The sequence below is a fragment of the Natronorubrum daqingense genome, from assembly GCF_001971705.1.
Lineage (GTDB): Archaea > Halobacteriota > Halobacteria > Halobacteriales > Natrialbaceae > Natronorubrum > Natronorubrum daqingense.
In genome coordinates this window covers 1,834,536-1,845,847 of sequence record NZ_CP019327.1, presented here as the reverse complement: position 1 = coordinate 1,845,847, position 11,312 = coordinate 1,834,536, and the positions used below count along the sequence as shown (strand labels likewise).

The following is an 11,312-nucleotide window of genomic DNA, read 5'->3' as shown; positions in this document are numbered from 1 at the left end:
AGCGCCATTACTCAGTTTCACTCGCCGAACAATTCGTGATTACTCGAGACGGGAGGCGACGGGAACCGTAACAGTCGCCGACGTTTTTGCACGCATGCCGCAAGTTGGTACCCGTCATGAGTGACTCGAATCGGGACGACGGTGATTCTCGACCGACAGCAGACGCCGGTTCGGAACCGGATCACCGGGACGAGACTGCTGGTCCCGAGCAGCCGCCGTCTCCCTCCGACACCGACTCGGGAACGGGCGTCGGCGACCGTGACGATACCGGTCGCGACCCGCGCGACGAGACGACCCAAATCGCGAACGAAGAACGACGACGCAAGGTTTCGGTCATCAGCGCTCTCGTCGCCGCCATCGGTGTCTGGGTCGCTCTCTCGGTAATCGTCATCTACGACGTGTCGGCAGCGTCGTTCTGGAACAACGTGCTCGTCGGAAGCGTCGTCTTCCTCGCCGGCACGTACAATTACTACCGCATCGTCAACGATATTCCCCTCAGCGTCGGCATCTCGGGACTCGTCGCGTTGCTCGGCATCTGGCTGATCGTCTCGCCCGCACTCCTCGAGATGCCGGTCGGACTCGGGCTAACCGAAAGTCCGTTCTGGAGCACGCTCGGCTCCGGTGTGCTCATCGCCGCGTTAGCCGGGTACAACGCCTACGACGCCCGTGACGCCCGACGTGTTGCGACCGAATCCGAGTCTCCGCGGGCCTGAGCAGCCCCCGAACCGAACTTACGGCGTTGAGCGACGTACCGACTCGAGTTCGGCCTCGAGTCGTTGACGGCGGTACTCGGCGGCGTGGTGTCCGAGCGCGGTGACGGCGAAGGCGATCATAACGACGGCGAAGGCGAGCGAGACGGTCGGGGAGACGCCGTTGACGTAGCTATTGCCGAGTTGGCCGAGTGCGAGGGCCAGCGGTCCGAGTGCGAGAAGTGAGCTTTGAGCTGGCGTATCCCAGAATAGTTCGACGAGCGTGAATGATCGCCTGGTGGACATGGTCAATCGTCGGTTATCCGTGCTGGGAAGAGCGTCGATGTATCCCTTTTGGTTCGAAAGCGTCGGTTGCAACGTCGCGCTGGGGAGGGCGTTCACCTCGTCGACACGGGTACCGTATGCGACTCGCCTATTCGACGAAACGGTGTGAAACGGTTCCGACACGCCACACTACGTTCGTGAAACAGTTTCGACACGACGGAATGGGGGCTGAAACGGTTTCCCTCCCCCGTCGACCGCGTCGTTCGTCGGTATCGATACGTTCATTCGCGCCGGGATACTACTGCCGCCTATGCGGATTCGCGAGTGGAAAGACGTGCTTGCGGACGTCACGGACCGAGACGTCGACGCCGAACACTGGCGGGCGGTCGCGGGCGACCGAGCCGGCGGCGTCGGCGAAGACATGTATCTCGCACACCCTCGAGCCGGCGTCTTCTTCCTCAAAACGTACGCGAAGAATCCCTACCAGGTTCGGGGCGTCGGAACGCGAGTCGCTCGAAGCCTCGACGACGAAATCGGCTCGTTCCTCCCGCGGGAGGACGCGGGTGGCCGCTTCGCCGTCCAGTCACCCCCCGAAGACGAGTCTCACGCGGAGACGGTTTCGAAACGCCTCGAGACCGTCCTCGAGACCCACGCGGACGCCCCGACGCGGCCACAGGACCTCTTCGACGACGTCATGGACGCCCTCGAGAGCCCGGCGTTCGGGCCGATGGCGTACGATCAGTACGACCGTCCGGACGAACTCGAGGAACTCGGCGACCGCTTCGAGGAGGCCGACGAATTGCTGAACGCGGAACTCGACGACCTCATCGAGACCGACGAGGTCGACCGCGGCTTCATGTGAGCCCCACCGGGCCTCCTGCGGTTACGCCGGGCCCTCTGTGTTTACACGAGGATTCTTGCGGTTACGTCAGGTCTCCCGCGATTACATCAGGTCTCCCGTGCCCCGACCCGATGGATTGGTCTCGAGGGAGGGCAAATCTCCCGTTTCTGCGAGCGTTTTGAACCGCCGGAGCGACGTGCCGACGAGCGATTCGGGGACGACGCCGAGTCGCTGCATCACGGCGTTTCCGAGTTGGCCTCCCGGCGGGTCGTACCGAACCTCGAGGGAGACCTCAGTCCCTCGGTCGTCGGGTGCCGACCGAAAGCGAACCGTCGCTTCGTAGGGGATCGGTGCGCCCGAGAGCGATTGCCAGGTCAGTCGACTCCCCGGCTGTTCGTCGACGAGTCGGGAGTCCCACTCGAAGCGGCGACCGAAGGGGGCGTCGACCTGCCAGCGGTGTCGATCACCGTCCTCGTCGTCCGGTTGAGACACCTCCGCGAACGTGCCGACGATCCGGGACAGGTGCTCGGGATCTCGCCAGTAGGACTCGAGTTCCTCGGCCGGTTTCCCGACCGTGATCGAGCGTTCGACGGTCGGTTCGCGAGCCCTCGAGTCGGCCGTCCGCTCGTCGTGCGTCGGTGTCGTCTCCGGGTGAACGGGTGCGGATTCTCCTTCGCGCTCGAGGCTTCGCGACGGACGACTGCGCCCGGTCGCGGCGCGATAGAGCAGAAATCCGCCAGCGCCAGTCGTGAGCGCGCCGGTGAGCGAACGTCGCGTGAGGCCGTGCCAGAGGAGCGCGCCGCCCGCTGTCGCGCTCGCGATGCGCTCTCGTCGGCCGAGTCCTCGGTTCGTTCCGGTTGCTGGTCGGTCGTCGCTCCTCGAGTGGGCGTCCGTCTGCGTGTTCGTTTGGGATGTCATCGTTCGAAGTGGCCGCTGGGGAGTGTGGCTGTGGGAAACGCCGGGAGTGCATCACTGCGTCGCGTCGGCGTGGTATGCGTATACTCCGGTGCACTCGCTCATTGGATGTATGGGCTGCACGTGCAACGCTCGCCGTGAGGTCGGGGAGCAAACCGTCGGACAGGGACGACCTGCGTACGCGTCCGGTGGGCATTTGCGGCCACAGGCCGACATTCCCACCATGAGCGACGAACCGACGGCCGTCATCCGCGACTACTACGAGGCCCTTCGAACCGGCGACCCACTCGAAGCGTACTTCGAGGGGGACAAATCGACCGTCAAATTCGGTATCAGCGAGGCGTTGTTCGGCTCCGACGAAGTGGGCGAAGCGCTCCGAAATCAAACCGAGACGACCGCGGAGTGGTCCGTCGAGAGCGGCCACCTCGTGGTTACGACCCACACGGATACGGCGACGTTCGCAGACGAGGTGACGATGGCCTGGACGGACACGGAAAGTGGTGAACGCCGGCGATTCGAAACGCGCTGGAGCGGATCGCTCGTCCACCAGCCTTCGGTGGAGTCGGGAGGGAGACCGGAGTGGCTGTTCGAAACGATGCACGTTAGCACGGCCGACACCGTATGAGGCCCGACGCAGACGGACTCGAGTCCGCTACTGAGGGGAGTTCAGATGCATCTGACGGCGGCGACGATCATCGGCCGGACCCAGCCGAGTACGACCGCGCCTGTGCCAGTTCAGAGACGCAACTCTCCGATCGACTCAAGGGCGCGTTCGTCCTGCTCGTCGGATTCTCGAGTGCCACGATGGCGCTCCAGGGAGGCGCATCCGCGCGCGCTATCGGATTGGCGACGATCATCGGACTCGTCGCCGGGGCCGCGCTGGTGTGGTATCTACAGACGATTTTCGACTAATCGAACGTCATCTCGAGTGGAGTGTGCAGTCGGCCGATCGATAGCTGACTGACCTTCGTCGTACTCGCCTGGCTAGGAATCGCTCCGCTCGCGGGAGTCAGCGGCTTCGGCTGGGCACTGCTCGTCTCGAGTCTGCTCCTCGTCTCGGCGCTCGCCCATCGCTATCGCGAGCAAGCGATCGAACTGGACGAGTCTGCAACGTCGCCGAAACACCCCTCACAGTAGTTGCTAAGTCGGTTCCGTCATTCAGAGTACCCCGTGAAACTCGCGGTCAGTATAGACGAACCTCTTTTCGTCTCGGGTGCGCTTGGCGCACCGCTCGACGAAAACCCGTTCATGCCAAAAAGCCGGTCTCGCTTCGCTCGACCGGCGAATCGCGCTCACTACCGGGTCCTTCGGACCGCTCGTTCGCGCGAATGCTCGTGTTCGATTCGCACACGGTTATCGAACTTCCTAATTCAGGTTCAGGCGAACTCCTGACTAAAGAGGTCGTGCTACTATCTACTGCTACAATCGAAACGAGGAGAGACGGAGCGATATCGAAACGACTGTCTCACCGATCGACGCGCTGCAGCCACAGCGTCGGATCGTCGAGTTCGTCTTGCGTCGGCAACTGTGCCGGGCCCTCCCAGACGACGCTCGCCGTCTCGAGGTCGGCGCTCTCGACGACCGTCTCGAAGAAGTTCTTGCCACGCTCGTACTGTCGCTCTTTGAGGCCGAGCCCGAGCAATCGACGGAACAGCTGCTGAAGCGGCCCCCGACCCTGCCGTCGTGCGTCGAGTTTCCGGCGTAGATCCGCGTACTCGTCGTCGAAGGCGTGATCCATCAGCAGTTCCGCGTAGCCCTCGACGACCGTCATTGCGGCGTCGAGATCGCGGAACGCGGCGCGGTCGAACGAGCCCTCCGTGAGCGTCGCGATGCCGGCTTCCATCCGCGACTCGAGGTGATCGGAGAGCCACGGGGCGGCCCCGAACTCCGCGGCGTGGGTCACTTCGTGGAAGGCGATCCAGCGGCGGAATCGGTCCGGGTCGACGTTCAGTTTGTCGGCGGCGCTTAGAATGTTCGGCCTGACGAAGTACAGCGCGTGGTCGTCTTCGGGCGTCTCCGCAAGGAGGAGGGGGTCGTACTGGCCGAGGACGTTCCGGCCGAGGAAAGCGAGAAGCACGGTCATCGTGCCCGTATTGATCGTTCGGGCGACGCCGGGAAACGTGCCGGGGGGAACTTGCTGCTCGAGCGTCTCCATCACGCGTTCGAAGGTCGCGATATTGGCGTCGATCCAGTGGTGGCGGTTCTGGATCTCGACGGTGTCGGGAACGTCGAACTCGACGTTCGCCACCGTTCGCACGGCGTCTCGCGCCTCTCGCACGTCGCGAGCGTAGGCCTCGCGCTCGCCCGCCTCGAGCTCGAGCGAGCCGGGGTCGGTCACCGCCTTGGCGGCGTCGGCGGCCGACTCCCAATCGATGACGTCATCGCCGGATGCCCCGGCAACGGCCCGGGCGCTACGATAGAGGTTCACGAATACCGGATACGGGAAGCACGCGCAAAAGCGTTCGGCCGAGCGGGTCGATTCGCGTTAGATTGGGTCAGTTGACGATAACGTCCGGCTGTTCTTCCTCCTCGAGTTCTGGCTCGTCGTCACCGCGGAACTTCTTGGCGGCGACGCCCGCCGCGACGAGGACGACGAGGGCGACGAGTGCGCCGACGGCTTTTCCGCCCGAGCCGTCTTCCGATTCTGCGTCCGAAGCTTCGTCTGTGGCCTCGCCAGCCTCGTACTCCGACTCCGTTTCGGTGTCGTCACCACTCGAGGCGAACGGAAGGGCGCCGTCAATCGTTCCGAGTCCGAACTGGGTGTCTCCGTCAAGATGCAACTCGATGAGGGTAAATTTCTTCTCTCCCATGAGCAGGGGGTCAACGAGCGGGCACTTAGCCGTTGGGTTGGGTGTATAGCCGGAGCGACGCAGTCGGCATTCGGTCGTGGAATCGACGATCTCATGACGGACGGTTGCCACTATCGGTGTGCTATTTATTGGCGAAACCGAGCGATCATCGCCGTCCAAACCGGTCGTTGCGGACGCAGGACCGGTACGATTAAGTGTCCATCACCTGCGCTCTGTTATATGAGTGGACGACCGCTTGACGTCCTCGAGGCGTCGCTCGGCGACCGTGTGACGGTACGACTCAAGAGTGGCGACGAGTACGTCGGCGACCTCGCCGGCTACGATCAACACATGAATCTCGTCCTCGAGGACGTAACAATCCCGCTCGAGGGCGACACCGGCGAGACGTCGCCGGCCGAAGACACAACCATTATACGCGGCGATAACGTCGTTTCGATCACTCCATGACTGGTGCAGGAACCCCGAGCCAAGGAAAGAAGAACAAGACGACACACACGAAGTGCCGTCGCTGCGGAGAGAAATCGTATCACACCAAGAAGAAGGTCTGCTCGTCGTGTGGCTTTGGCAAATCGGCCAAACGCCGCGAGTACGAGTGGCAGTCGAAGACCGGCGACCACTAAGGACGACGGACTAACGCGTTTGGCGGTCTTCATCTCCTGCTTTCGACGAATTCGAGTGACGACGATGGTTTTCACGTCGGTACTCGCCCGCGCCCGCCGGTGACCACCGCTCTTCCGTCGATGAACACCCATTTGTTCAGCGCCGCGAACACTCGAGTATGGAACTGACGGACGCATTTCTCGGCCTCGAGTGTCTCGAGTGTGGATCGATCCACGACGGCCCCGACGTGCAGGCGTGTCCCGACTGCGGCGGGTCACTCGATCCGACCTACGACTACGACGCCATCAACGTGAGTCGCGAGACCTTCGCTTCCCGACCGTTCGACACCCAGTGGCGGTACGAAGAACTGCTCCCGTTCTCGCGTTCGTCCGCGGTGACGATGAACGAAGGGGCGACCGCGCTCGTTCCCTGTCCGTCCCTCGCGGACGAACTGGGCGTCGAATCCGTCTACCTCAAAGACGAGGGTCGAAACCCGACGGGATCGACGACGGATCGCGGCCAATCGCTCGCCGTCACTGCTGGCGCTGGTCGCGACGCGAACGACGTCGCACTCGCCTCGACGGGCAACGGCGGACAGTCGGCCGCCGCCTACGCCGGACGGGCCGGCCTCGAGTCACACACCTACGTCCCCTCGCGCTCGAGTTTCTCGAACAAGGCGATGATCAACGTCCACGGCGGCGACATGAACGTCGTCGGTGGCCGCTACGACGACGCCGTCGGTGCCTTCGAGGAGGCCTGTGGGGAACACGACGACTGGCACTCTCTCCAGGCGTTCGACAACCCCTACCGTCACGAAGGCGCAAAGACGACGCTGTACGAACTCGTCGAGCAGCTCGAGTGGTCGGTCCCCGACGTCGTCTGTTATCCGACCGGGCTCGGCCTCGGTCTCGCGGGGGCGTACAAAGCCGCCACCGAACTCCGCGAACTCGGCCTCGTCGACGAACTCCCGGGTCTCTACGCCGCCCAACCGGCGGGCTGTGCACCCATCGTCGAAGCCAGCGAGAACGATCGCGAAACCCACGAGCCGGTCGAGACCCCGGACACTATCTGCGGCGAACTCGAGATCGCCGATCCCCCGGCGAGTTCCCGCGTACTCGAGGCGCTCGCGGCGACCGACGGCGGTGGCGTCACCGTCGACGACACGGATATTCTCGAGGCCGGCGTGCAGGTCGCCGCTCACGAGGGTCTCGAAATGGCACCGAGTCCAGCCACGGCGGCCGCTGGCGTCTGGCAACTCGCCGAAAACGGCGCGTTCGACGGCGACGAGACGGTCGTCATCGTGAACACGACTGCCGGGAACAAAGAAGGCGACGTGTTGCGCAGTCACCTGATGAGTCAGGGAATCTAATTCTGCGGTCAGTCGTCGTCAGCGTTATCGGTCGGCTCTCGGTCGAATTCGCGTCGCGTCGATTCCTCGAAGGAGTCGACGTTCGTCTCGTCGACGACGTCGATGGAGACGCCGGCTTCCATGCCCCGCGTTCGGTTCGCGTCGCCGAATCCGGCGCTCAGGACGCGTGTAAGGGCGTCTTCGACGTCTTCCTCGAGGACGGTGATGCGATCGGATTCGACTTCGATGACGAACCCAGTGGTGATGTTCGGCGAGGTCGGTAAGAACAACACTTCGCGGCCGTCGTCGGTCGTCTTGCCGGTTTTGAACGCCGTCATTCGCAGCCCGTTCCACGTCTCGAGTTTGACGGGCGTCTGGAGGGATTCCTGCTCGCCGAAGGCGGTTTCGGCGGCCATTTTCGAGGCGTTGTAGACGACTCGCATAACGGGGACGCGGTTCGCGACGTTGTCGACGACCCGTTCGAAGAGGCCGCCGACGGCGGTTCGCATGAGGTAGCCGACGGAAAAGGTGAGGATGGTGAAGACGGTCAACGCGACGACGACGCGAAGGAACCGTGCGAGTTCCTCGCGTGACTGCTGGGCCTGTCCGGAGTCACCGGGGATTAGTGGTTCGAGGGCCTCCGCCTCGAGGATGAGTCCGGGTGTGATCCCGGCGATGAAGCCGTAGAGCCAGTAAATAACGTAGAGGGTGACGAGAATCGGGCCGAGGACGATCAGCCCACTCGCGAAATCCCGCTTCCACGAAGCCATGTACGCAGACTCACACCAAGGGCTAATGAGCCCTTCCCTTTAGCGCCCGACAATGGCCCGGAGGGCGAACCAGAGGTTTTCCTTCCGCTCCGTGACCCGTCGATAGAAGTACGACGACCACCGATCGCCGAAGGGAACGTACTGATAGACGGGATACTCCCGGGCGAGCGCTTCCTGCGCGTCTTCGCGAACGCCCATGAGCATCTGCAGTTCGAACTCGGTCCCGTACTCCTCGTGGAGCGAAATCGCGTAATCGATCATCGCCGGATCGTGACTACCGACCGCAATTCCGCCGTCGAAGTGCTCGAAGGCGTACTCGAGCAACCGTCTGTACTCCTCGTTGACCCGCGTTGAATCCTGATAGGCGACGTCCGTTGGTTCGTCGTAGGCTCCTTTGACGAAGCGGACCTTGCCCGGAACGTCGGCGAGGCGTTCTACGTCCTCGCGGGTGCGTTTCAGGTTCGCCTGGACGCAGACGCCGAGGCGGGGATTCTCGTCGTCGCCGTACTCGTCCGCGAGCGATTCGAACGCGTCAAGTGTCGCATCGGTCGTCGTGTGGTCTTCCATGTCGACCCAGACGAAAACGCCGTGTTCGACGGCCGCCTCTACGAGGCCCTCGAGTTCCTCTCGAAAGACGTCCTCGCCGAGGTCGAGACCGAGTTGGGTCGGCTTGACGGAGAGACAGGCCTCGAGATTGGCCCGAGCGATGTCTTCGATTAGCGTGCGATACGTCGCAGCGTCGGCGCGGACGTCCGCGCGGTCGTCGTAATGTTCCCCGAGCAGGTTGACGATAGCGCGGACGTTTCGGTCGTCGAGCCGTCGCACGTGCTCGAGGACCGTCGCGGGGGACTCCCCGGCGACGAACCGATTCGCGATCGGCGGGATCATACCCGTCCCTTCGGTCGCTGATTATAAGGAATTTTGTTCCGTCTCGTGTATTGATCTGTTCATCAGCGCCTACATTCGACACAGAATCCCACTTCATCGACATCCGTTTTAGACGTTCGTCAACGAGGCGTTCTCTCGGTCCCCCCGCACTCGAGTTCAAACCTGTAATCAAAATCCGTATACACACTTCATGGATATTGTGGACAAATTATTAGTGCCTGTTTCACCTCGGATCACGTATGACGGCAGGACCGCCGATAGACGAGATTCACTTCGACGACGCACCGAACGTCGACAGCGTCCCGGGACCGAACACGCAGGCGCTACTCGAGAAACAGGAAAATATCGACAGTAGCGCGGTCGCCTATCCGAACGACATTCCGATCGCCTTCGAGGAGGGCAAAGGGGCGACCGTTCGCGACGCCGACGGCAACACCTACATCGACCTCTTCGCCGGGATCGGCGTGCTCAACGTCGGCCACTCGAACCCCTACGTGCTCGAGGCCGTCCACGAGCAAGCCGACAAGTTCGTCCACACGGTCGATTTCCCGACCGACGCGCGACTCGAGTTGATCGAGAAACTCGACGAAATCGCGCCCGCCGGGTTGCAGGGGAACAACCGCGTGGTTTTCGGTGGCCCAACGGGCAGCGACGCCATCGAGGCGTCGATCAAGCTCTCGAAGTACAACTCCGATGGCGACGGCCTCATCGCCTTCCGCGGGTCGTATCACGGCGCGACGACCGGCGCGATGAGCGTCACGTCGAACAAGAAGTTCAAGGGTCACTACACGCCGTTGCTCTCCGACGTGGTCCACGCGCCCTACCCCTACCCGTTCCGAGAGGGACGCTCGCCCGAGGCGTCGGTCGATCACGCCCTCGAGGAGGTCCAGGCCATTCTCGAGGACCCCTACGGCGGCCTCGCGAACCCGGCCGGAATCATCGTCGAACCGATTCAGGGAGAAGGCGGCATCGTCACGCCCCCGGAGGGATTCCTGCAAGGGCTTCGTGACCTCGCCGACGACAACGACGTGACGCTCGTCTTCGACGAGATTCAAACCGGCCTCGGGCGCACCGGCGAGTGGTGGGCCAGCGACTGGGAGGGCGTGACGCCCGACGCGATGACCTCCGCGAAAGCGCTGGGCGGCGTCGGCTTCCCGCTCTCGGCGACGATGTACAAGGAAGAACTCGACACCTGGGGGTCGGGCGACCACGCCGGAACCTATCGCGGCCACGTCGTCGGCATGCGCGCCGGAACCCGCGCCATCGAGTACATCCAGGAACACGACCTGCTCGCGCACGCTCGAGACCTCGGCGAGTACATTCAAGATCGACTGCTCGAGGCCGCAGACGAGACCTACCACCTCGCGGACGTGCGGGGCAAGGGGCTGTTCATCGGTGCCGAGTTCGTCGACAGCGACGGTAATCCGGGCGACGACCTCGTCGACGCGATTCAACAGTACTGTTTCGAACACGGCGTCCTCGTCTGGACGGCCGGCCGCCACGGCAACATCCTGCGAATCATCCCGCCGCTCGTGCTCACCCGCGATCTGGCGGAGACAGCCCTGGACGTCGTCGTCGAGGCGATCGATCACGCCGTCGAGGCTGAAACCTGAGCACTGACCCGACCCGCAGACTCACTTCCCATCGTTCACCGACTGACACGCGATTCGACCGTTTCCATGTCCGACACAGAATCCATCGAAACCGACGGCGCACCGAGCAACGACAACCCCTACTCCCAGGGTGTACTGGCCGGCGACACCCTCTACGTCTCCGGCTACGGCCCCGTCGACCCGGAGACGGGCGACGTGGTGGAGGGGGACATTCAGGCCCAGACCGACCGCGTCCTCGAGAACATTGCGGCGGTCGTCGACGAGGTCGGCGGCGACGGACTCGATGACGTCGTCAAAGTCACCGTCTATCTGACCGACCTCGCGGACTACGAGCGGGTCAACGAGGCCTACGGCGAGCAATTCGGCGAGGAACCGCCTGCCCGCGTCTGCGTGGAAGTCTCGCGACTTCCCGAGGACGTTCGCGTCGAACTGGACGCGACCGCGTACCTCGGCTGACCCGCTCGCCGCTCTCACCGTTATCTCCGCGTTTCCGAGTCTCCTCCGCGTATTCGAGTATCGAGTACGGTTAAGTGGGGTCCGTTCCTATCACCGC

15 protein-coding genes are annotated in these 11,312 nt (G+C 63.3%); 9 read left to right on the top strand and 6 right to left on the bottom strand.

The window, feature by feature from the left end:
* Positions 1 to 116: 116 nt before the first annotated feature.
* Positions 117 to 713 carry an SPW repeat domain-containing protein gene (locus BB347_RS09035; protein ID WP_076580729.1) on the top strand — a complete coding sequence of 199 codons (597 nt, stop codon included), beginning with the start codon at positions 117 to 119 and terminating at the stop codon, positions 711 to 713.
* An 18-nt stretch (positions 714 to 731) separates the two neighbouring features.
* Here the strand turns inward: BB347_RS09035 and BB347_RS09030 are convergent, their stop codons facing one another.
* Positions 732 to 995, bottom strand: a complete 264-nt coding sequence (locus BB347_RS09030) for a hypothetical protein (protein WP_076581684.1) — start codon at positions 993 to 995, stop codon at positions 732 to 734.
* Positions 996 to 1,284: 289 nt separating this feature from the next.
* Here BB347_RS09030 and BB347_RS09025 point away from each other — a divergent pair, with 289 nt between their 5' ends.
* Positions 1,285 to 1,836, top strand: coding sequence for a hypothetical protein (locus BB347_RS09025; RefSeq protein ID WP_076580727.1), 552 nt, complete (start codon positions 1,285 to 1,287; stop codon positions 1,834 to 1,836).
* Between the two features lie 81 nt (positions 1,837 to 1,917).
* Here BB347_RS09025 and BB347_RS09020 read toward each other — a convergent pair whose 3' ends face one another.
* Positions 1,918 to 2,733: an SRPBCC family protein gene (locus tag BB347_RS09020; protein ID WP_076580725.1), complete on the bottom strand. Its 816-nt coding sequence runs from the start codon at positions 2,731 to 2,733 to the stop codon at positions 1,918 to 1,920.
* A 220-nt stretch (positions 2,734 to 2,953) separates the two neighbouring features.
* On the opposite strand from BB347_RS09020, the gene BB347_RS09015 reads away from it, so the two are divergent.
* On the top strand, positions 2,954 to 3,355 hold the full coding sequence (locus BB347_RS09015; protein WP_076580723.1) for an AtzH-like domain-containing protein: 402 nt from the start codon (positions 2,954 to 2,956) through the stop codon (positions 3,353 to 3,355).
* Complete coding sequence (locus BB347_RS09010; protein ID WP_076580721.1) at positions 3,352 to 3,642, top strand: hypothetical protein; 291 nt, start codon at positions 3,352 to 3,354, stop codon at positions 3,640 to 3,642. The genes BB347_RS09015 and BB347_RS09010 overlap by 4 nt, the downstream gene beginning before the upstream one ends.
* Positions 3,643 to 4,195: 553 nt before the next feature.
* Here BB347_RS09010 and BB347_RS09005 read toward each other — a convergent pair.
* Positions 4,196 to 5,158, bottom strand: coding sequence for a zinc-dependent metalloprotease (locus tag BB347_RS09005; protein WP_076580718.1), 963 nt, complete (start codon positions 5,156 to 5,158; stop codon positions 4,196 to 4,198).
* Positions 5,159 to 5,225: 67 nt separating this feature from the next.
* A complete protein-coding gene (locus BB347_RS09000) occupies positions 5,226 to 5,540 on the bottom strand; it encodes a hypothetical protein (protein ID WP_076580716.1) in 315 nt (104 codons plus the stop codon).
* A gap of 219 nt (positions 5,541 to 5,759) precedes the next feature.
* Between BB347_RS09000 and BB347_RS08995 the strand changes: the two genes are divergently transcribed.
* From BB347_RS08995 to BB347_RS08985, 3 genes are all read left to right on the top strand, one after another.
* Entirely contained in the window at positions 5,760 to 5,987 is a 228-nt protein-coding gene (locus BB347_RS08995; RefSeq protein ID WP_076580714.1) for an LSM domain-containing protein, read from the top strand.
* A complete protein-coding gene (locus BB347_RS08990) occupies positions 5,984 to 6,160 on the top strand; it encodes a 50S ribosomal protein L37e (protein ID WP_076580712.1) in 177 nt (58 codons plus the stop codon). Before BB347_RS08995 ends, BB347_RS08990 begins: the two co-directional genes overlap by 4 nt.
* 158 nt (positions 6,161 to 6,318) lie before the next feature.
* Complete coding sequence (locus BB347_RS08985; protein ID WP_076580710.1) at positions 6,319 to 7,509, top strand: threonine synthase; 1,191 nt, start codon at positions 6,319 to 6,321, stop codon at positions 7,507 to 7,509.
* An 8-nt stretch (positions 7,510 to 7,517) separates the two neighbouring features.
* Here the strand turns inward: BB347_RS08985 and BB347_RS08980 are convergent, their stop codons facing one another.
* Positions 7,518 to 8,258, bottom strand: coding sequence for a DUF502 domain-containing protein (locus BB347_RS08980; protein WP_076580708.1), 741 nt, complete (start codon positions 8,256 to 8,258; stop codon positions 7,518 to 7,520).
* 39 nt (positions 8,259 to 8,297) lie between these two features.
* Positions 8,298 to 9,146: a proline dehydrogenase family protein gene (locus BB347_RS08975; protein ID WP_076580706.1), complete on the bottom strand. Its 849-nt coding sequence runs from the start codon at positions 9,144 to 9,146 to the stop codon at positions 8,298 to 8,300.
* Positions 9,147 to 9,385: 239 nt separating this feature from the next.
* On the opposite strand from BB347_RS08975, the gene BB347_RS08970 reads away from it, so the two are divergent.
* Both BB347_RS08970 and BB347_RS08965 read left to right on the top strand, forming a co-directional pair.
* The gene (locus BB347_RS08970) at positions 9,386 to 10,759 is read left to right on the top strand and encodes an aspartate aminotransferase family protein (protein WP_076580705.1); all 1,374 of its coding nucleotides are present in this window, start codon (positions 9,386 to 9,388) and stop codon (positions 10,757 to 10,759) included.
* A gap of 66 nt (positions 10,760 to 10,825) precedes the next feature.
* Positions 10,826 to 11,215: a Rid family detoxifying hydrolase gene (locus tag BB347_RS08965; protein ID WP_076580703.1), complete on the top strand. Its 390-nt coding sequence runs from the start codon at positions 10,826 to 10,828 to the stop codon at positions 11,213 to 11,215.
* Positions 11,216 to 11,312: the final 97 nt, after the last annotated feature.